This window comes from Clostridium sp. DMHC 10 (assembly GCF_001270375.1).
GTDB classification, from domain to species: domain Bacteria; phylum Bacillota; class Clostridia; order Clostridiales; family Clostridiaceae; genus Clostridium_S; species Clostridium_S guangxiense.
The window spans coordinates 807,340-828,972 of the sequence record NZ_LGVB01000015.1 but is presented as its reverse complement, the minus strand read 5'-3'; the positions used below and the strand labels follow the sequence as shown (position 1 = coordinate 828,972).

Below are 21,633 nucleotides of genomic sequence, written 5' to 3'. Positions count from 1 at the left end.
GATAAATCCTAATGCAGTATTTAAATACATCCTATGTTAAGGTTCAACAGGCTTCAACAGCTACTTTGTATGGTGAATTCTTCATTTAAATACATCCTATGTTAAGGTTCAACCGGAAAAACATACACAATAGCGGACATTATTTTAAGATTTAAATACATCCTATGTTAAGGTTCAACGAGTTTCGTTATAACTTCCTGTCATTATCTTAGCTATTTAAATACATCCTATGTTAAGGTTCAACCATACTTTTGTCGACTTCATCCATCCTTCTTCTTGATTTAAATACATCCTATGTTAAGGTTCAACCAATTGTTTTTGATACAAATGGAGCTGAAAAATATATTTAAATACATCCTATGTTAAGGTTCAACGTGTGAGGATTTAAGAAGATTTGTTGATGATATATTATTTAAATACATCCTATGTTAAGGTTCAACTATGAAAAAAATTTAATTAGGAGGCAATAAGATAATTTAAATACATCCTATGTTAAGGTTCAACGAGATTAAAAGATTGGGTTAATGGCAACAATGATACATTTAAATACATCCTATGTTAAGGTTCAACTTGCTTTCCCAGCTAATGCTTTTATTTGCTTTTGTAAATTTAAATACATCCTATGTTAAGGTTCAACCATTTTGAGTTACTTCGCTATCTTTACCATATGCTATTTAAATACATCCTATGTTAAGGTTCAACCTTTGAATTTGAGATTTAAAATCATTTAGCTGTGTTATTTAAATACATCCTATGTTAAGGTTCAACTAACCATTCCCATAATTAGCCACAACGTTTATATTAATTTAAATACATCCTATGTTAAGGTTCAACACTAATGGCAACTTCCCAGCTATTTTAAAGACTTATTTAAATACATCCTATGTTAAGGTTCAACTATTAGAATGGCTATAAATATGATGTGCATGAATACATTTAAATACATCCTATGTTAAGGTTCAACCTGGTTTACTTCCTTTTCTAGCTGTTTATTCTCTTATTTAAATACATCCTATGTTAAGGTTCAACCATTATTGATGGAGGAGATACGGATTTAACACCTATATTTAAATACATCCTATGTTAAGGTTCAACTTGCAGTAACACTTCTAGTAATAAGCACTTGTCTCGCATTTAAATACATCCTATGTTAAGGTTCAACCCCCAAAAAATAAATATACTGGTATCAAATTTAAGAAATTTAAATACATCCTATGTTAAGGTTCAACTTAAAAACAAAATAAAAGGTTCTCTGAATGAGTCGCATTTAAATACATCCTATGTTAAGGTTCAACAATTTCTTGTGGGTCTTCTTGCTCACTTTCTAAGTCATTTAAATACATCCTATGTTAAGGTTCAACTTAATAACAAAAATAGAACAAGCTATAAAAATTACATTTAAATACATCCTATGTTAAGGTTCAACTTTTTTATTTGTCGTTTTCCAGAATGTGGTTTTTTAATTTAAATACATCCTATGTTAAGGTTCAACCGGGTATTTTCAAGATATGTATAAAAAATTAGACACATTTAAATACATCCTATGTTAAGGTTCAACTGTACTTGGTATAGAGGCATATTTTCAACCAGTATTATTTAAATACATCCTATGTTAAGGTTCAACTAATGGAACTTTTACTACAGCAGATGGCAAAACAGATTTAAATACATCCTATGTTAAGGTTCAACTTGTCATTAGATGTAGTTATTTTATTTACAACTTTATTTAAATACATCCTATGTTAAGGTTCAACAAATAATTAGAAACGAAGTAAAAATACCACGTATATATTTAAATACATCCTATGTTAAGGTTCAACTTTCTAATTTTTCTTTTATTTTTTCTTCCAAGTCATTTAAATACATCCTATGTTAAGGTTCAACATTTGCACTATATTTTTTTCTTATATGAATTACTTCATTTAAATACATCCTATGTTAAGGTTCAACGATGAAGGATTTAGTGGTGGAAATACACATAGACCATTTAAATACATCCTATGTTAAGGTTCAACCAGTTGCTAAATCCGGCAATCTTTCTTGTAAACTTTATTTAAATACATCCTATGTTAAGGTTCAACTGTTTTAGTGTTCATTTCCACACTTTCTTTCATTATTTAAATACATCCTATGTTAAGGTTCAACCTTCCACTTTCCCTTAAATCTGCTAGTATTGGTCTGATTTAAATACATCCTATGTTAAGGTTCAACAAGCATTTTCTTTTTTCAGTGTCTAAAACTACTAAATTTAAATACATCCTATGTTAAGGTTCAACCGAGACATATAATCAGCCATATTTAATGTAAACACATTTAAATACATCCTATGTTAAGGTTCAACCTAGTCATGTCCCTTTCGTTTGCTATTTCAATACATATTTAAATACATCCTATGTTAAGGTTCAACGAAAATTAAACCAAAAGACTCAGCTATAGTTATGGAATTTAAATACATCCTATGTTAAGGTTCAACTTTTGAGGTAGATAATGAAATAGTACCATTTTCTATATTTAAATACATCCTATGTTAAGGTTCAACTAGGTGTTAAGTATAAAATACTTAAGTCCTTCTTTTATTTAAATACATCCTATGTTAAGGTTCAACAAGGATATACTATATAATAAAAGGATGTGAATATTAATTTAAATACATCCTATGTTAAGGTTCAACAATATAATAGATGCTGTAGAGTTACGTATTGTTTAATTTAAATACATCCTATGTTAAGGTTCAACATACTTTTTTTATCTGTGGCTTTATAGTTAAAAGCTATTTAAATACATCCTATGTTAAGGTTCAACAAGCAAGTGCTAAAAAAGTTTGGCTTATATGTCAGTATTTAAATACATCCTATGTTAAGGTTCAACCACTGTAAATAAGCCATTCTTTATTTTTATTATACTCCTTTAGCCCGCGCTAATAAAGGACTTCATAGAAATTTTTCCAACCGATTTTCATTTTTTAAAAAAGCATATAAGAATCGCTTCAATGCATTGGTATTCAATGTTTTGAAACACTTTAATTTATTCTAGCGGTTGGAAAATTTCTTTTATTTAAACTCCGTCGTAATTTTCATCAAGTCTTCCATATCCGACATTAGTTTTAGTACCTATTCCAAAATCAAATAGTATTTTTTGAAATAACTTTATTTTATCTTCTCTTTTTATAATTCCTTTTTTAAGTTAAAACTAAAACGCCATACAACATTAAGCATTACTTTTAAAAACTTCAAAGGTGTTGGATTTTTCAAAGAATTTTGATGTATCAAAATGAATATTAAACCCAAAATTGGATATAATAATACAACATTGAAGGAGGATGAATCATTTTGGATAAATTAAGTATAGTTGGAATTCTTGTTGATAAGAGAACAAAGTCTGCCCCACAGGTTCAAGAAATACTAACAAAATACGGTGATAGCATTATTTCTAGATTTGGAACCCATGACCCAGGTGAAAGGGAGCATGGACTTATAACTTTAAACTTTCGCGACAAAGAAGAAACATTAAAAGCTATGATTCAAGATTTAAAAAATGTCGATGCCGTAGTAGTAAAGGTATTGATATGAAGTAACGGTAACTGATTAATTTTTTTAACAATTATAAAAACACACAACCTTTACATATCAATATAAAATACTGCATGAAGGCTGCGTGTTAATCTTTTATAACTAACTTTATTTTATGTTTTGTCAACTATATATGAAAATTTAATATTGTAGGATTTTGTAATCAAAAATCAAGAATTTTTTTCGTGACATTACAAATTTACAGTGCTTACTTTTCATAACTGTATCTTGAATTTAATAAATAAATTGATTTTCCATCATATGATTTAATTGTAATTTTCCCCGTTAGTACCATTATACTATTGGATAATGTTTTATTGTTTTCAGAATATTTCATAGTATCTAACATCAAATAATCTAAAGAGACATTAAGTTCCTTAGATTAAGCAAACATTCTATTTCATATTCTCGTATTTTAATATCTGTTTAATATTGTATTTCTCTACACTGCTTAGCTGTAAATCATATCCTTTAAAGCTTGGATTTGGTGCATACCAACTTTTTGCTTCAAAATAACTTTTAAAAGGCTCTTTTTTAAAAACATATCCGTGTCTTGCAAATATCTCATTTCTTGCCATCATAAGCTCATAACCTGTAAGCTTTTTAAGCTGAACATCCGTCACTTTATATTTATCACTATCTTGCAGGATATATTTGCTGCTCTTCGAAGTTTTGTGAACCTTTGTTACAGTTTTGCTTGAATTTGTTGTGTTTAATTTATCAACTTTTTTTCGCAGATGTACCAGCTAGTATTTTAAAATGAATAAAAATCATCAATATAATAATAAAAGCTGCAACTGCACCTACAAGCTTTGTAGTAGATTTTTTTACTTTTATTTCATTATGGTAATTTATATAATTATTCATTTTTTCATAATTTGACACAATACCAACTCCACTTTTTTTTATTTATAGCTTTGTTCAGTGCGCTTTGCTATGTTGAAAAATTTTACTTAAGGTAATTTTTAATTTTCTAATTCCTTTTGCTTTACTTTTATCTTCTCTAATTATAAACGCCCTTATGCCTTTCTCGCTTTCTTTTATAAGCTTATCTCTAGTTTCAGCATCTTGAAAGAAATGTAGATCTAAGTTTTCAAAATAATTTAAAAGTGCTTTTTTAAGATCATGTTCAGCCTGTTTTGAAAACAACTTTTCATACATGCTGCAAAGCCATATTACAAATTCCCTTGCTTCCTTTATTTCACCATTTTCCCATACATAGTTTATAACTCCATTAATATCGCATCCGGTACTATTTAAAAATCCACATGTTATCTTCAAATAATTTTCATTGTTTATTGATGTTTTATATGCACTTGTTATAGCCTTTTCTATTTTATTTCTATACTTTGAATCTTGTATAGCTACTCCCACATATGCAGCATCATCAAAATTTTTAATATTTACTACTTTTTTAAGTACACTTATAATTTCATAATTTTCACTATCTACATTTTGTGGTAACAAATTAATTTTTTCTATTGATGATATACTCATAAATTCAGGTTGTACTGTATTTATAAATATAGTAAATAATCCTTCAAGTATATCATTTAAAAAGTTTTTAAGTTCTTCATTTTTATGCTTGTATTTTAGCATTGAAATTTTTTTCATCTGCAAATACAAACTCATTTGCCATACAAATAGAAGGTGAAAAAAGCTTTACTGATTTTTCCTCAAGCTCTTCTGCTAAAATTCCAATGAACTTCGATGAAATTATAAAACAAAACTCAACAATTTGAAAATATTCTTCAAAGTTAGTACATTTTTCTATTAAATAATTTGCATATTCCCTTAAGCTCTTACTTACTTTTTCATTTTGCTTATTTGTTCTTATAAATTCCGCTAGAAGCTTTTCGTTCTTCGTTATACTCTCAAATAATTTTATTTTGCCTTCTTCATCATTTCTAAAGGCCGCTTCTTCTTCACTTGTTAAAAGTATTTTGCAGAAATCGTCATACTCATTTATATTGAGAGAATCAAGACAAAAATTGCTAACTTTCTCTATAAAATCGTTGATTTTTTCAGTATCCTTCATATTCCTCACTACAAAATCTAAATATTCATGCTGCTCAGTTTTAATTCCTTCCTTCAAAAATCTGTCTCTCACAAAATCAAATAAATAACCAGCATTTATATCTGTATTAATACTTTTTATCCCACTCCTAGATACAAATTCGATATGTATGAATTCTCTACTTTTATAATCTTTAGTGTAGGTTATAAAGCCAAGTTTCTCTCTAACTGCATATGGAAGAGATCTATATATAAACTTCAATAGCTCTTTTGCATAAAATGAAAGCATAGATACATCTACATCTAGTATTATATATATTTTCCTGTTTTGAAGCACTGAAATAAAGCATGCCATTACTATTTCTTTAAATGTATTTTCCTCAATTTTAAGCTTTGTAAGTAAATCTTGAAATGATGAAAATCCCATTTCCATGCTTTCCATTTCAATACTACGAATATCCTCTAAAACACCACCATATGCAATATTATAGCTATTTTTAAAACCATCTACATATATTATTTTATCAGGGTTTTTTATAAATTCTTCTTTTTCCTTCCTTCCAAGTACATAATTATGAGTAAAAAATGTACTCCTCTTTCCTTCAAAATCCTTTGGTACAAAAGAGGTTCTTCCAATAATCATTTCACCGGATGGAATATTAAATACAGTGAATGCCTTAGGAAATTTATCGTAATTACTTTCATTTAAAAGCTCTACTGGAATTTCATAAAAGCAATATTTATGAAGCACTTCCTTTACAAACTCATCACTTAGTCCCATGCTCTTTGCTACTGTATCATAGCCTGGATTATCACTGTAAATCCCACGTTTTTCCCTTGTATAATAGTGTTGTTTTATCATTTTTCACTGCCTCCAGGTATATATTTCATTTTGTACATAAGCCATAAAAATGGTTCTTCTACCCTCAAAGGTTTATTGTATTATTAATGTTTATTTCAAGATTTTGAGGATTACTTCCAAGAGCAGATACTCCAAAATATGATGTATTTCTAAAATACGCTTCCATTGCTCCTTTAAATGGAGAATCAGCCTTACCAAGAAATCTTTTCATTTCCCCATTTATATTTTCAAATTCATCTAAATCGAAATATATACTATGCTTATAGTTTTTAAATATATTGCTGTTTGGACTTAAGTACTCCGGATCATTTAAATTCTTAAGCATATCCGTTTTCGTGACAACCACTGCCGTTGGTATATCTGTTGCTGCCCCGCTTTCTTTTCCTATAAAATTTTCATAAAAATAAACTAAAATATCCTTTGGTTCTTGATATTTTGCAGTAAAATCCCCTTGTTCTTCTTTATTTAAAATATTTAATTTTTTTCTTAAGGTTTTCATTTGAAGTGGATCAACTAAAAATATTATTCCACTAGAATTTTTAATATGCTCCCCATGTTTATCTATATACGATTTATCTGTCATTCCTTCTCCTGGAACATCGTAAAATGCAAAGGTTATTGGAGGTTTTGTGTCATCCTTAAATCTAAAATTTGCTATAAGTGGATCTATGTGTTCTTTTGGCGTTGGTTCAAGCATCTTATTGTATTCAAATACTATCTGCTGATTTTCTTTTATTTCTTCATTATATTCCGAGTTTCCTGCAATAAGAGCTCCATTAAAACGCTCAGATACATAATGTTCTAAAACATAAAGAAGACATGTCATATAAACAGACTTTCCAACTTGAGATGCTCCTACTACAGATATTATGCTAGTAGGCCCTCTTCCAGAAGTTATTGGGAGTTCATTATGACAGTATGGACACAATCTCTTATCTGTTGTCACATCATATTTATCCTTAATCTCTAAAATAACACCATCAACTACTTTTATATTCCCTTTGGGAAGGCTTTCTGGCTTTATTATAGGATTAAGCTCTGGAACAGATGACTTGCCTATTTTTTGATTATAGTTATTTAACTCCTCATCCACAGTTTTTTCGTATTCTGGATCGCCTTCTTCGCTGTGCTCTGCTCTAAAAACCACATTGTTTGACTTGAACTTTTTTAAAGCAAAATGGACATATTATATCATAAGTTCCCTTACGCATATTTACATTTGATATTTTAGTCTTATTATCTTTCCCTCCAAATATTTTATTAAATAAAGCCACTTACATCACCTTTACCTTCGCTTCAAAATATATTTGCTTCCACCTTTTTGGGCATCATTTAAAAACACTTTTATATATTCATCCTTACCTATTTCAAAAGACTGCATTTCATTTTTCCCAACATGAAAATTAGCTGGGAACTGAAACTTTAAGCCATCATCGATGCCTGTTGGATATGCACCTTTCTTTTTAACATAGCAAAGTGTATCTTTACTTATTGGTATATCTACAAATATAATTAATTGAACATTTTTCATTTTTGAAAATAATTTTTTATGCTCCGCAATGTCATATATAATTTCAGGTTTTCCTGTACACACTGTAATTTGATTATCTTCATCTAATTGTTTTATTAAAATTACATCCAATTTTTCTTCTTTTGCTGGAAATACAATAAACTTATATTCATTTATATCTCTTATTTTTTCAACATATCCATTGAATTCCCTGTATTCATCCTTTGTATACAGTTTTACATTTTTTTCGTTTATATTAATCTCGTCTATATTTTTAGAGTTTCTTTGCTTAAATATATAAACAATATCAGAATTTCTCTGCCACCTCCACGTTAGTGTTAGGATATTTTCATCAATCTCTGCTTTTAAATCCGTTATCCTTCCATCCTCTGCATTTAATTCTCGTATTTCCAAAAAATCACCCCCGTATTCAGAGAACAGAGTACAAAGTACAGAGGACAGTGAAGGTTGATTTTCTGCTAACGCAGAAAATCTAAAACCTAATGTGCTGCCGCCAAAACCTGCAATATCTTCACATCAAAGCTGAATTTATAAGTTCAAAGATTTATCCGATGCAAGGAAGATAAATCCTCCTTCACTCTACTCTCTACTCTTTACTCTGCTTTAGCTAAAGCTGTGTCTAGAATTTTTATTGTCTTTTCCAAAGCTGTGCAAATTTACTTCTCCACTTCTCTTTTTACTAAAAGATTTTCTTTCTCCACTGCCTTTTTCATCATAAGCCTCACGTGCAAATAAGGTAAATAAAACTGCTATTACTAAATCTGCAAAAAATCTATACATCGTGCCATGCCAAGATACATTGTTAAAACCAATTTCAAGTATTAACCCTGCAATTATTCCAGCAACAATTCCTCCTATTATGAATCCTTTTAAGAGATATTTGTTATCAAGAACAAAACTAACAGCTGAGGAAATTAATACTGCAATTAAAGTTATAAAGAAAACCCTTAAAAATCCATAAAATATGCTTCCTTCACGAATTCCATTTCTTTTATCATTTAAAATTCTTTCTTGTCTATCTCTATATATTTTAACAAAAGTATTTTTTATATCCTTAACATCTTTTACATTATAATAGTCCCCACCCGATGCCTTAGCTATCTTTTTAAGCATATAAAAATTATCACCACTCGACATTCCAACTGTATAAACTGGTATTTCATTATCATTATAAGGTTTCATTGTTTTATCAAACTTATTATCTAGATTATAATTGTCTCCTCCATCGGAAAGCATTATAACCATTGGATTTCTGCCACTTTCTTTGGACCTAGTTATTTCGTCATAAGCCATATTAAGTGCTTCACCCATATTTGTATTTCCATATGGATTTCTATACTCTTGAAGCTTATTTATTATATCTTCTTTAACAGCTTTGGTGACATAGGACATCTCTTTTACCTTTGCTGCATGATCGTCAAATTTGTATACCGCAGCCCTATTTCCACTGTTCATGCTATTTAAAAGGTTATTTACTGCATCAAACCTTTCGTTATTAGGATCTGTTTTAGACATACTTCCAGAGGTGTCTATAAGAACTACAACATCATTTATAATTTTATTACTTTGTTTAAAAGATAGCTCGTACAAAAATTGAAATAATGTTCCCGCTGCAAAAGTTACTACTAAAGTACAGGGAATTAAAAATTTAAAGGATAAGCTGACATAATCCCTTCTCCACTCCTGTCCATTTATTCTTGGATGAATGACTTCTGCCAATAAACACATTAATCCTACTAAAAGAGAAAGTATTCCAAAGTACAAGCCTATAAGTAAACTGTGAGGCATTGTGTACTTAAATGAATCCATAAGTATTTCCCCAATTACAAAAGCCACTGCCCCACCAATTGCACTCATTAAAACCATAAGCCAATTTATTTTTAATTTCATAAAACTTCTCCTTATCTATACTTCTCCATGAAGCTTATATCCTTCTTTTAAAGCCTCTTCATAATATTTAATGGAGTTTTTATAATATATTAAATCCTTTATTTTAAAACCTCCCATTAAAGTAAGTTTTTCAATTCCAGTTGCCCTTCTCTCATGAATATATCCTATTTCACAGCTTTTTGATTCCTTATCAAAATTATATACATATTTTATAAAATCACTGCTGTAATCGCCAAAGAAATACTTTTCCTCATACTTTGTAACATTATAATCAATTATAAATGCCTTTGGAATAGAATTATTTTCAAGTATAGTGCATAAATTTTTAAATATTTCATCCTTAGTTGATATTTCTCTATTGTAAGCTGCAGTTGATATATTGGTTCTTTCACTTAACTCATCCTCAAAAGCCATTGAAAATTTATTTTCTGTAAGTATATATTTTAAACATATATCTTGAAGCTTATATAGCATCTCATCTATTCCAGTTTTAATTACGTCATACACGCTTCCTACAAATTCTTGATTGAAATAAAATCTTTTTCCAAACTTTTCTTTAAGCTTTGATAATTTTTCTTTTACTATGCTTTCATAATATTCTCTTATATTTTGGCCTATATAGTTATCATTTTCCTTTATAAGCTCTAGAGTATAACCATCGATTTTTTCTTTAGTTACAATTAATTTTTCTATCAATTTACTAAAAAATGTGTTTAAATTTGAAAGTTCCTCCATACAATTCTTAAGATAAGTACAATTTAACTGCATTTTAAGCATTTCTATTTTTCTAAGATATACTCCATTAAATATCTGATTTTTTATATTTCTTGTAATTTCGCCTTTTCCAAGCACTGCTTTTAAAAAAGGGGGCCTTTTTATTTCACTTTCATATATCTCATCAATTTCGCTCTGAAGCTTTTTTATAGAAATTTCATATTCTTTTATTCTTTCGTTAAGCGTATCTATTATTTCATCATCTTTAGTACATAAATATGCTGCATACACCCCAAGCGTAGGATCTTTGGATATTTTTTCTATATCCTCACTTATTTCTTTTCTAAAATTTACACCACTTAATTTATTACTTGCATATTTTTCAAAATTTGCTTCATAGAACTTTTTGCACATATCATCGTATAGTTCTCTTTCAGCTTCTTTAATAGTTACTCTACCGCCTTCAACTCTTGAGCTTACAGTCATAATTGCCATCATATCTTCTACACTTTTGTCTCTTGGTATAAGATTTTCTATTTCCTTATTAACTGCTTCCTCATCCAATTTAAGCTTCAAAAGCACATCTGTTTCTTTTATTTCAGAAGTATCCTTTAGTGTATTAAACATATCTTCATAAACGCAAGAAAGTACTGCCATTGAAACAGCACTGTTTGGTCTTTTTATAACTGCCAGTCCTGCTGTAGCAAGTGTAAGTTCCCCGCTTTCATCAGATATATTTCTTTTAAATATGTTATCATCATAAATTTTATTCTTTATGTCATAATAGCTTTCACTATTTATCTTTCTATTTTTTATAAAACTTATATATGAAATTATATTGTAATTTTCTTCCAAACTATTCTTAGTAACTATACCCTTTTTATTAACATCACTTAAAACATAAACAAGCTCAAATATCTGCTTACTCCATTTTACAGCTAATTTTCTATTTCCATCGAAAACTTCTATTTCTTTTTCATAATTAAAATTATTACTTTGAAAAATTTTCATTTCTTTAAAGAAGCTTACTGCCAAAGCTCCTCTATGAAATTCATCATTCTCATCTTGAATTTTAGTTTCTACAAGAGTATATAAATCGCACGCTGTAATTAAAAAATGCTGCATAAGCTTTGTTTTAATCAATATCGTAAGTTCTGGAACTAAAACATTAAGTTCGTCATCTGCCCTTGTTACAACGTCTATGTTGATTTTTTCAAAGCTTGAAAATTCCTCCCCATGTTCCAATATTTTATTTTTAATTTTCACTATTTCTTTGTTTAGATTGATTAATATTTCATCATCACAATACAATTTATCATATATGTTTTTCCTTAAATTTTTAAAATCTTCTTTGTCATATTGAATATTAAAATTAAATACATTGTTCCCTTCAAATTTTTTTCAGAAAATATATTAAAAAATAAAATTCCATCTCCGTTATCTATAGTCTTTGTTATATGTAAATAAATTTTTTTAGAGGCTTCAATAACTTTATCTCCTAAGAATACAAAAAGAACGGGGTTTCTAACACTTCTCTGCTCATCACTCTTATGTGCTTCTTTATCCATATCATTAGAATATTTATGCGTAAACTCTTCAAATAATTCTTCCATAAAATCACCCTTTATTCAGAGGACAATTGACAGAGTACAGAGTACAGTGATGGTTAATTTTCTGCTATCGCAGAAAATTTTGCAACTTAATGAGCTAACGCCTAAACCTCTATTTTTACTCAGCAAAGCTGATTTTATAAGTTCAAAGATTTATCTGACGTAAGGAAGATAAATCCTCATTCACTGTACTCTGTACTCTGTACTTTGTACTCTGTTATTCTAGCGTCTTTTTAAGTTCCTTAACCTTATCAAGCATAACAGAATAGAAACTATAAATTTCGTCTCCATTTTCAAACTCGAATTTTCTGTATTCAAGTTCATTTAAATATTTGCTATAGTTTGATACCATTTCGCTTATCTTTTTGTAGATTATATCCGGACCTTTTTCTTCCATGGAAAGATCGTTGAATCTCTTTTCCGCCTTCGCATTTATTACGCTAATTTCTTTCTCTTCGAGTTCTTTATATTTATTATAAATATAAAATTCAATGTATTCCTTTTGCTTCATTATATTTAAGAAAGGTGGTACATCTGTTTTTTCACTTTCATCCTTGTCATAAATATAAACTATTCCCTTTTTACATATTGTATCCGTGTAAAGTGCCTGTAAAAAGTCATTTATTATCTTGGTTTTCTTGTTTATTTTTGCAACATAAGCTTGCAGTTTGTTTATTTCTTCTTCTATTGAAGAATATTTGCGTACTTCTTCCTTTATTAATTTTATAAGTCTTGGAGTTCTTAAAAAGCTTTCTTTTGCGGATACCTCATCTCTACTGTCAAATATAAAGTACTTTTGATTATCTGAAAAATCTACCCTTTCAAGGCTCTTTTCTTTCATTATTTTTCTAAGTTCCATTAAGCACTTATTAATTTCACCAATACTCGGAGTTTCTCCTTCTTCTATTCCAAGCTCATATTTTTTAATTACACTATTTACATCAAAATCTTTAGTTATTACACATTTGTATTTTGAACTTAACTGAGAATCTGTCATAACTATGCATTCATATTTTACTGCTTTGTCAAAAAGTTCTCTTATGTCATTATTATGGTTTCTCACTCTTTCATTGTCGTAGGTTACTCCCCATGAAGCTTCTGGTATAGGTGATGGTAGATATGCCCAGTTGTTGTCCCTATTTTGAACTAAGTGTCTTCCTATTCCATCTTGCTTAAGTATTGTCTTTTCATATTCCTGTTCATATTGCTTTATTGGAGCATATGAATAAAGTGGCACTCCAACCTCTGTATTGAGCCAAAATATTCTATTTGTAACCTTGCTCTGTCTTACATTAACTTGGTTTCCGTGAGTTGATGTCATTTTATACTGTTCTATACCCTTCTTGATTCTTGATGTTCTCATAGGCACAGAAACCATATCCAGGATGGGAAAGTAAAGCTTGAGCCAGCATCATTAAGCTGGAACACAGGCACTGCATCATCATCAAGTTTAGGAGCTATAGTCTTTCTAACAAAGTCCTCTATTGATTTTTCTTCACCATATTTCATTACTATAAACTCTTCCATGGATTTTGTTATTATGCTTTCAAATTGATCAGAAACAAATTTTGAAATTGATCCTGTTATATCAACCTGCTGTTCATCAATCCATTTTTGTGATTCCTCTAAAAGTGTTGATGTAAATCTTCTTATAACCTCGTCTGCATCTTGACTGTCAACCATATCATCTATGGATTTAACTACATCTGGAACCTCTATTACATTCCAGTAGTAAGTTTTTCCTCCAACTAAATTATTTTCTTCATGAGCTTTTACAAGTATATCCGCATCTTCTTTAAATATCTTGTTTAATTCATTAAGTATTTCAGTATAAACATTGTATATTACATTGTTTTCATGACTTATTATTTCTATTACTCTGTGATAAAAATCTATCATTCTTGAAAGCTTTTCTTCATCAGCTCTTGCATTGTATTCTTCTATTTTTGCTTTTATATAATCATTTTTCTTAGTTTCTCTTGATAAAAGAGCCTTTCTTGCTTCCCCAAACTTGTCCTCTGCTCTATTTTTAAGCTCTGAAATTAATTCTGGCATACTTCTTCTCTTATCTTCAAGACCTTCAATTATAACTTCAACAGTTTTTATAGCGTTAAAGCCTTTATCTGTAAAAAGCATTCTAGATGCATAAAATGGTCCTTTATTTGCATCCTTGAACATTCTATCTATATTTTCTCTTATAATTTTTGACATTTCACCTGGATACTGATAATTTACCTTAGCATACTCATCAATTGCTTCTCTCAAATATGCTGAAAGTTCATCATCTACATTAATTGACTGCTTTTTTATTACATTGTCAAAATTAAATTTTTCTCTGTTTGCGTAACCTGATAATGGCTTCTTTCCAAACAATTCTTTTTCAAATCTAGCTTCTATAGAATCTGCGTCAAGCTTAACAATTTTTATAAACTGGTCAACTTCCTGCTCTGTAGGAGACTTTTCAAACATCTTGTTCATCTTATCAAAAAGTCTGCAGCCAAGATAAGTTGTTATTTCCTCAATAGGAAGCACTGCTGCAGAAGCTCCTATTATAACGTATTTATAATTTGCTTTATATGGCTTTGGCATTTGATTTATAAGTGTTGGCACATTGCTTAGCCAATCGTGTATTGCAAATTCTTGTCCAGATTCTCTCTGTTCATTTGATATAAAGTTTGTTATTATTTCTGCTGTAACATTCATAGAATACTCGTAGCCATTTTCAAGTATCTTTCCCTGCTTATTTGTAGCAGATATTAAATGACAAACGTCAAAAGGTGCTGAAGGAGAATCCACTTTAAAGTTTTTATAATTTTGTACAAACCTATCTCCTCTTTCAGGTATGTTCATTAAATAGTCCACTTCTTTAAGTGCAGCATAACCATTTTTTATTATGTAGCTTCTAGCATTTATTTCTGGGTTTTTAGACAAATTTACATCTGGAGTAAATAAATATCCAAGTACATTTACCTTGTCTATTCCCTGATCTCCAAACTTTTCTTGTATGAGTCCTCTTACTAAATATGCAATATCAATAAAGCTTCCGCTTCCTGTTCCTCCTGATATACCTGTAAGTATAAATACTTCAAGTTTTTCGTTGGTGTTTTGCATTACATTCCATATTTTCTTTCTTATGCTTTCAACAACTTCATTTATCTTTGTAAATAAAAGAAGTCTACCTGCCTGCCTATTTCCGTTTGCTCCCTGCATACCGTCTGATATGCTAAGTTCAGGTGAAAGCCATTCTTTTATGCAGTCATCAAGGATTTCTCTGTCATTTAATATAGAACCTATTTGAGCATTTGATAAAAGCACTAATTCACTTTGAGGGTCAAGTCCTATTCCTCTAAAGTTTTTATTTTTTTCATATGCATTGGTTTCAAAAGCAAGGAATTCAACCCCATTTGGTTTTTCCTTTCTCACCTTTGTTATTTCGTCCTCTGGAAGATTAAATCTCCTGTTTATTTGATACTTTACTCTTAAAAGGGCATCTATTCCTGTTCCACCTATACCAATAATAAGTACAGGATTATCTATCTTGTCTATACGGATTTTGTCACTTATAATACCGCCGCCAGTCATAACATCAAATTCTCTTATTTGTTCTCTTACTTTACCATTCACTATAAACACTCCTTTGTTCAAAGTACAAAGTACAAAGTACAGAGTACAATGAATGTTAATTTTCTGCTATCGCCGAAAAATTTTATAACTTAATGGGCTATCGCCCAAACCTACCTTTCACCAAAAGTGAATCTATAAATTTAAAGATTTGCCTGACACAAGGAAGGCAAATCCTCCTTCTTTGTACTTTGTACTTTGTACTCTGTACTTTGTTTTCTAGTCTGTGTAAAATTCCATCGAAACACTTTTTTCAACTTTATTTAAACAAACAACTATTCTATCTCCATTTAATATTTCTGTATTTTCTCCCTTTTCAACATTTCTTCCTGATTTTTTTACAATGCACTCAGATTTATTATCTAATATTAAGCATTCATTGCCAAATCTAAAATATAGGTTTTCTGTCTCGGAAAATTCTTCTTTTAAGCTTAAAACTTCATATAAACTAAACTTGCCGGTATAGCCTTCGAGAAGCTTGTATTTAGGAGACATTACTTCACCAGTGCTTTCATCTCTTACCTCCAGCATAACTCGTCCAAAGCCTTTTCTTATATTCTTTTTAATTGATTTTATTATAAATAAAGCTAAAAGCAAAGCAATTAAAGCTGCTACAATTATTATAATTATCTTTACGGTATTTGATTTCTTAGAACCTACTGCTGTACCGTTTTTCACAGTTATTTTTACTGGACTGCTTTCTCTAAAAAAGCTATTTCCATCAAGCTTAACGTTAACTTCATAATTTCCTTCGCTGTCAAACTTATATTTTCCTGTAAAATCATTTGAATTCTTAGTCAAGTCAATTTCCTTTGCATCATTATCCTTTAAATTTTTAACTATAAGCTTTGCATTTACGCCATTATATACACTTTTATCAGATACCTTTTGTCCACTACTCATAAGATAGGCAGAAACATTAACACTGTCACCTTTATTTATTGAAGTTGGATTTATGCTTGTACCTACTGTTAAATCATAATTGTATATAAAACTTACTTTTATATTATCTCCACTTATGCCCTTCACTTTAAGCGTCCAATCACCCTTTTCTGGTTTTATGAGCTTAAGCAGTGTATACTTTTTTGATGTTGATAAATAGGCCTTTTGTGATGGAAGTGCCACTCCTTTACCTTTATTATCAACAAGCTTAACTTCCAAAGGCTTACTGGAAAGCATTGATATATTTGCCTCTGCTACATCTGAGTTAGGAATGCTTATCTTAACATCTTGAAAAGCTCCATTTGCAGTTACTCCACCACCATCTTGAACCTTTACTTTTGAGTTATCAGCATATATATCAGTAAGTATCTTAGGTAAATCTGCTGCGGTATTTGTTATATAGCTTTTACCACCAGTACTCTCGGATATATTTGAAAGCTGACCTTTATCCACAGTACCATCATAATTAAGTCCTATTGTGTATATTTTGTACCCCTTACTTTTAGCTGTTTCTATAGAACTATTTAAATCTTTTTCTGAATCAGCTTTACTTCTCTCCGGATCATTTTTTCCATCAGACAAAAGTATTATAACTGGTCTGTGTCCACTTTCATGTCCATTATTCATCAAACTTACAGCTTCTTTAAGCCCCAAGCCTGTATCTGTTTTTTGTCCAAGTTGTATTCCACTTGTCATATTCTTAATGTTTTCTTTATCAGCTTTTGAATTCACAGCATCCAAGCTATGCTCTCTAACGATATTATCAGAATAAGCTACAAGTCCAAATTTATTTCCAGAATCCTCACTCATATCTAGAAACATTTTAATAGCCTCTGTTCTGATTTCTTCAGGGTCACTTTCTTTCATTGATCCACTGGAATCAAGTAAAAACACAGTGTCCAAATTTGAATGTGAAGTACCTTCTGCATAAACTTCTGGTATGTATAAAGCTTGTATTATAACTATTAGCATAACTAAAAGCAGCTTATAACCTTTTTTTAACGACATTTTCATAAAACCCTCCAGAACTAATTATATCTAAACTATATCATACTTTTTGTGTCAAAATTCTTAATAATTTATTACATATTTCTTGTGATCCACTTAATTATTTCTATAGTATTATTATCTAACCTTGTTTCAAAAAAAATTTGTAGTTTGTAAAATTATTATATATCTTATTTATAAACATTTCTTCTCCGTTTTCTATAAGAAACTTTTCAACACCTTTTTTTAATATCGATATTGCTGAGCATATCACTTTTTTGTTAAAACAAATGCAGTTGGTTTTTCTATCATTTCCCCAGGTCTAAAATTATAATTTCTTTGAAGATTTAAAATAATTGTATCCAATACATCACTTAACATATAACTTGGCTTATTTAATGCATTTGCATTTGCTGCAGCAAAGGGATCAATTATAAATATAAAACCACTGTTATACTCATAATACCTGTATTTCCTTAAACTTTCACTGCTTGCAAAATCCATACCCTTTGTTTCAACCACTATAATCTGTTGTTCTTTGCCTTTTTCATTCTCAATTATTGTTTCATAAAAATTTTCTTTCGTACCATTTACTCTTTTTTTCAAGCTGCTATTTTCAAGGAAAGTGCTCTTGCCACTTCCTTCCCCTCCTGTTACTACAATAACAGAGGAAGGAACTTCAGAAAGTTGATTTTCATTTCCACATGTAGGGCAAAGTATTTTTAATTTTCGTTTTCCAAAAGCAGTCACAGGTATTTTATATCCACAGCTGCATTCTATATTAAGTATGCCATTAATACTAGGTTCAAGGCTGTGATATACAGTTCCACATTTAGGACACACGTATCTAGGTTCACTGTATTTTGTAAAACATTTAGGACATATATTATAATTAACTTTATTGTACATGTATATCCTTCCAATAAGTTTTACAAGCTCAGCAGCTGCACTCTTAAAAAATTTAGTTAATATTTTACTGAAAGGTATATCCTTATTTTTACTTGCATTTTCACTGGCTTTACCTGTTATCCTTTTGGGTAAAATAATTATTGCTGTAACTACATAGAGTATACATTTACCTATATTTAAAATTATAGAAGATATAATTTTATCAAGTGGCTTACACATAATCATAATAACTTTAATTAATCCAAATAACAGTGCCACAATAAAAAATTCCTTAATTACGGCAATCACCTTATCCCCCTCCAATTATATATTAAAAAACACAGAGTTTTATTTCTTGTATATTCTTTGTATCTTATTAAAAATCGACTTTCCCTGTATGTTTTGCTTTGATGCTTTGTAAATTTCCTGCCATACTTTCCGTACTTCCCTTGTTTCCTCGCCTTTTGTTGTATTTTCAATAGTTTTTGAATGTATTTATCATAATCTTCAATATGAGTTATATCTCCCCTGCTCACATTACTAATTATATTTTTTTCTATGTCTTTAAATTGATTTTTAGAAAACAAACCTTGATTTTTTATCATAAAGCAAACAAAATCCAAATAAATTTTATTGCTCCCCTTTAAATCAAAAAAGTTCCTCAATAGCTCTAATGTAATTATTAAAATATACAACCATATATTTGTCATACATAAATATTTTTTTCATTTTCATATGTGACAAAAATATCATTTAACTTAGGGCATACCATTTTAAACATTAAATTCAAAAAATCTTCATATTTTTCTTTACTAATGCCATCAAAATTAAAAATATCGTTGTTGCACAGAAAATCCTCTACAAACATTCTATCATCATAGAGTAGCTCCACACATTCAATCATTTCCGAAATATTGGGACTAACATTTATATTGTATAAACACTTTATATTATTAATCTCAGCTATAATATCTCTTTCATTTTCCTCTGGAACCTTAATTGAAACTAAATCTTGAAACTGGCAAACTAACTTTTCTGCAATTTTTTTATCCAAGCTTTTTTCAAGCTTTCTTGGTTCAATGTATTTAGTAAGTGTTTCATAAAAGCTCATATTAAAATCAACTTTAGTAAAATCACAAATAAGCATTTCTAATACCTTAGAAAAATACTTATCCCTATAATCTATATTTTCATCAAATATATTAGTACAATAACTGTTAAAATAATTAACCTTATCACTTGTACTCATAATTTTATATTTAAATGAAAGTATTAATATATTTGCACCGTATTCTTTTTCGAGAGTCTTTTTAATTATCTCAGCTGCTTTATAATAAGAAATCTCAGATAAAATTTCACTATAGCTTGAAATTATGTTAATATATTTATCTCTCGATTGGCAAACTTCATAAGCTATGTTCACTATATTGGAGAAATACTCTGCATAATCATGGATATATCTAAGTATGTAGCTAAATTTATTCTTGTCCCCTATGAGTACTTTAACACACATAACTATAAATTTTTTAAAATTCATATTTTCTCCAAAGTATTTCCATGGTACTGGAGATTTATTTTCCTTTCCAAGAGTCATAAAATCTCCAATTATACTGCAAAAATAAAATTGAGCATGCCTTGCTGCTCCACCTTCAAGATAAACAGCAATATTTCTTAGTCTATCGCCATAAGCTGATTTTGAAACAAAATTTTTAAGATTATCTTCGTTATAACTTCTTATGTCCTCATAAAGCCTTATTATATCTTCTACACTTACATTTTCACCGTCTACTACCATAAAATGAATTGAATCAAAAAAAAATTCATAAGCCTTATCAACATATTCATGCTTTTTAGTCATTTTTGATATTCTAAATAAGAACTTAAAAATAACTTCTGCCATTTTGAGATTTAAATTTGTAGTTATTTTGTTTAAAGCCTCAGCATTAATTGTGCTCATGATTTTCTCAAGCGCATTCTCACTGCCATATTTATTTGCAAAATCTATGGCATTTACCGCATCCTCATCATTTACCTTTTGAAGTCCATTATTTATTATGCTAAATAGATTAACGCAATTATCCATATTTAAATCTATTTTTTGTAATTAAAAAAGTTCAATAAAATTTATGATCGCTTCTCTATAATCTTTTATTATTGTGTATTCTAGTCCAGCTTGTTTCGCAAATTTAGTTTTTAATTCTATTTCACTGTTATCTCCCACTTTAAAATTAAACATATTAAATTTATAATTTTTATTTGAAGTATTTAATTTAACTTCCAAATTTTCATCTAAACTTCCACATAAGAATTCACTATTAGTAAAAGAATCAAAACTATAAGTATTGAACGTTATGCTGTTTGCCATAGAAACTGGCAATACCATAGTTACTGCTGCAATCCACATATGAAGATTTTTAACATCATCTAAAAAAATAATTTTCTTATCACTTTCTTTAGCATCAATAACACCATCAATTAAATCCTTTAAACACTTAGTTCTCTTTTTTGCAGAAGTTCCCTTTAAAAATTTTTCAATATCGAGAGGAGTTATAAAATCTTCTCTTGAAATATAATTTAATATTGGAAGTGGTTTTATACAGTCTGCATTCTCCTCTTCCTTTGTAAGTTCATCTTTAAAAACTTTTGAATTATAAATTTCAATAGGGTAAAAAGGCAGCTCCCCCTTATCCCATATAAGCACATGGCAAAAATAATTTCCAAACCTTCCAGAGTAATCTTTTCCTTTATATTTTATTTTGCAAACACATGATTTTTTCATTTTTTAATTTAAAAAATGAAAAAGCTATTGGGAAAAGCTCTTTTATTTCTTCTTCCGTTGGATTGCTAGGGAGGCTACTTGGTTGAATGTAATTACAGTGTTTTTCTATTTCTTGCCTTTCTTCTTCGGTAATTCCTTCAGACATAGAATATGTTTGGAACCCCATTCCAGAAGTAAGCCCTTTTTTACAAGATGTATAATACAATTGATATATCTTCATAGGC

19 protein-coding genes and 1 CRISPR repeat array (1 of these 20 only partly in view) are annotated in these 21,633 nt (G+C 29.3%); of the genes, 1 reads left to right on the top strand and 18 read right to left on the bottom strand.

Features of this window, described 5'->3' with window-relative positions; translation table 11 throughout:
* Positions 1–2,868: direct repeats of the CRISPR family, unit length 30 nt; unit sequence ATTTAAATACATCCTATGTTAAGGTTCAAC (it extends 1,020 nt beyond the left edge of the window).
* 461 nt (positions 2,869–3,329) lie between these two features.
* Complete coding sequence (locus AGR56_RS05850; protein WP_053241486.1) at positions 3,330–3,569, top strand: hypothetical protein; 240 nt, start codon at positions 3,330–3,332, stop codon at positions 3,567–3,569.
* A gap of 395 nt (positions 3,570–3,964) precedes the next feature.
* On the opposite strand, the gene AGR56_RS20720 is transcribed toward AGR56_RS05850, so the two are convergent.
* From AGR56_RS20720 to AGR56_RS05775, 18 genes are all read right to left on the bottom strand, one after another.
* Positions 3,965–4,216 carry a YARHG domain-containing protein gene (locus AGR56_RS20720; protein WP_278279680.1) on the bottom strand — a complete coding sequence of 84 codons (252 nt, stop codon included), beginning with the start codon at positions 4,214–4,216 and terminating at the stop codon, positions 3,965–3,967.
* Positions 4,217–4,289: 73 nt separating this feature from the next.
* Entirely contained in the window at positions 4,290–4,454 is a 165-nt protein-coding gene (locus AGR56_RS20090) for a hypothetical protein (RefSeq protein ID WP_157055684.1), read from the bottom strand.
* 36 nt (positions 4,455–4,490) lie between these two features.
* Entirely contained in the window at positions 4,491–5,168 is a 678-nt protein-coding gene (locus AGR56_RS05840; protein WP_157055683.1) for a hypothetical protein, read from the bottom strand.
* On the bottom strand, positions 5,149–6,447 hold the full coding sequence (locus tag AGR56_RS05835) for a hypothetical protein (RefSeq protein WP_053241483.1): 1,299 nt from the start codon (positions 6,445–6,447) through the stop codon (positions 5,149–5,151). Before AGR56_RS05835 ends, AGR56_RS05840 begins: the two co-directional genes overlap by 20 nt.
* A gap of 64 nt (positions 6,448–6,511) precedes the next feature.
* On the bottom strand, positions 6,512–7,594 hold the full coding sequence (locus AGR56_RS05830; RefSeq protein ID WP_053241482.1) for a hypothetical protein: 1,083 nt from the start codon (positions 7,592–7,594) through the stop codon (positions 6,512–6,514).
* Entirely contained in the window at positions 7,584–7,721 is a 138-nt protein-coding gene (locus tag AGR56_RS20085; RefSeq protein ID WP_157055682.1) for a hypothetical protein, read from the bottom strand. Before AGR56_RS20085 ends, AGR56_RS05830 begins: the two co-directional genes overlap by 11 nt.
* A gap of 11 nt (positions 7,722–7,732) precedes the next feature.
* Entirely contained in the window at positions 7,733–8,371 is a 639-nt protein-coding gene (locus tag AGR56_RS05825) for a hypothetical protein (RefSeq protein WP_053241481.1), read from the bottom strand.
* Between the two features lie 210 nt (positions 8,372–8,581).
* Positions 8,582–9,868, bottom strand: a complete 1,287-nt coding sequence (locus AGR56_RS05820) for a vWA domain-containing protein (protein WP_053241480.1) — start codon at positions 9,866–9,868, stop codon at positions 8,582–8,584.
* 15 nt (positions 9,869–9,883) lie between these two features.
* Positions 9,884–11,848, bottom strand: a complete 1,965-nt coding sequence (locus AGR56_RS05815; protein ID WP_198149945.1) for a hypothetical protein — start codon at positions 11,846–11,848, stop codon at positions 9,884–9,886.
* Between the two features lie 65 nt (positions 11,849–11,913).
* Positions 11,914–12,195: a hypothetical protein gene (locus AGR56_RS05810; protein WP_053241478.1), complete on the bottom strand. Its 282-nt coding sequence runs from the start codon at positions 12,193–12,195 to the stop codon at positions 11,914–11,916.
* A 214-nt stretch (positions 12,196–12,409) separates the two neighbouring features.
* Positions 12,410–13,555, bottom strand: coding sequence for a hypothetical protein (locus tag AGR56_RS21460; protein ID WP_242851336.1), 1,146 nt, complete (start codon positions 13,553–13,555; stop codon positions 12,410–12,412).
* Positions 13,552–15,816, bottom strand: a complete 2,265-nt coding sequence (locus AGR56_RS05805) for a tubulin-like doman-containing protein (RefSeq protein WP_242851335.1) — start codon at positions 15,814–15,816, stop codon at positions 13,552–13,554. Before AGR56_RS05805 ends, AGR56_RS21460 begins: the two co-directional genes overlap by 4 nt.
* Positions 15,817–16,032: 216 nt before the next feature.
* The gene (locus AGR56_RS05800) at positions 16,033–17,763 is read right to left on the bottom strand and encodes a vWA domain-containing protein (RefSeq protein ID WP_053243286.1); all 1,731 of its coding nucleotides are present in this window, start codon (positions 17,761–17,763) and stop codon (positions 16,033–16,035) included.
* Positions 17,764–18,012: 249 nt separating this feature from the next.
* On the bottom strand, positions 18,013–18,939 hold the full coding sequence (locus AGR56_RS05795) for a hypothetical protein (protein WP_053241477.1): 927 nt from the start codon (positions 18,937–18,939) through the stop codon (positions 18,013–18,015).
* Entirely contained in the window at positions 18,936–19,235 is a 300-nt protein-coding gene (locus AGR56_RS05790; RefSeq protein ID WP_053241476.1) for a hypothetical protein, read from the bottom strand. The genes AGR56_RS05795 and AGR56_RS05790 overlap by 4 nt, the downstream gene beginning before the upstream one ends.
* 101 nt (positions 19,236–19,336) lie before the next feature.
* On the bottom strand, positions 19,337–20,713 hold the full coding sequence (locus AGR56_RS05785) for a hypothetical protein (protein ID WP_053241475.1): 1,377 nt from the start codon (positions 20,711–20,713) through the stop codon (positions 19,337–19,339).
* A gap of 21 nt (positions 20,714–20,734) precedes the next feature.
* A complete protein-coding gene (locus AGR56_RS05780; RefSeq protein WP_053241474.1) occupies positions 20,735–21,409 on the bottom strand; it encodes a hypothetical protein in 675 nt (224 codons plus the stop codon).
* Positions 21,375–21,629, bottom strand: a complete 255-nt coding sequence (locus tag AGR56_RS05775) for a hypothetical protein (protein ID WP_157055681.1) — start codon at positions 21,627–21,629, stop codon at positions 21,375–21,377. The genes AGR56_RS05780 and AGR56_RS05775 overlap by 35 nt, the downstream gene beginning before the upstream one ends.
* Between the last annotated feature and the right edge of the window lie 4 nt (positions 21,630–21,633).

Bases quoted from the DNA above. Each gene is read 5' to 3' on its own strand.
- AGR56_RS05820 (WP_053241480.1), bottom strand. From the start codon at position 9,868: ATGAAATTAAAAATAAATTGGCTTATGGTTTTAATGAGTGCAATTGGT.
- AGR56_RS05780 (WP_053241474.1), bottom strand. From the start codon at position 21,409: ATGAAAAAATCATGTGTTTGCAAAATAAAATATAAAGGAAAAGATTAC.
- AGR56_RS21460 (WP_242851336.1), bottom strand. From the start codon at position 13,555: ATGAGAACATCAAGAATCAAGAAGGGTATAGAACAGTATAAAATGACA.
- AGR56_RS05785 (WP_053241475.1), bottom strand. From the start codon at position 20,713: ATGGATAATTGCGTTAATCTATTTAGCATAATAAATAATGGACTTCAA.
- AGR56_RS05790 (WP_053241476.1), bottom strand. From the start codon at position 19,235: ATGATAAAAAATCAAGGTTTGTTTTCTAAAAATCAATTTAAAGACATA.
- AGR56_RS05775 (WP_157055681.1), bottom strand. From the start codon at position 21,629: ATGAAGATATATCAATTGTATTATACATCTTGTAAAAAAGGGCTTACT.
- AGR56_RS05800 (WP_053243286.1), bottom strand. From the start codon at position 17,763: ATGTCGTTAAAAAAAGGTTATAAGCTGCTTTTAGTTATGCTAATAGTT.
- AGR56_RS05835 (WP_053241483.1), bottom strand. From the start codon at position 6,447: ATGATAAAACAACACTATTATACAAGGGAAAAACGTGGGATTTACAGT.
- AGR56_RS05840 (WP_157055683.1), bottom strand. From the start codon at position 5,168: ATGCTAAAATACAAGCATAAAAATGAAGAACTTAAAAACTTTTTAAAT.
- AGR56_RS05810 (WP_053241478.1), bottom strand. From the start codon at position 12,195: ATGGAAGAATTATTTGAAGAGTTTACGCATAAATATTCTAATGATATG.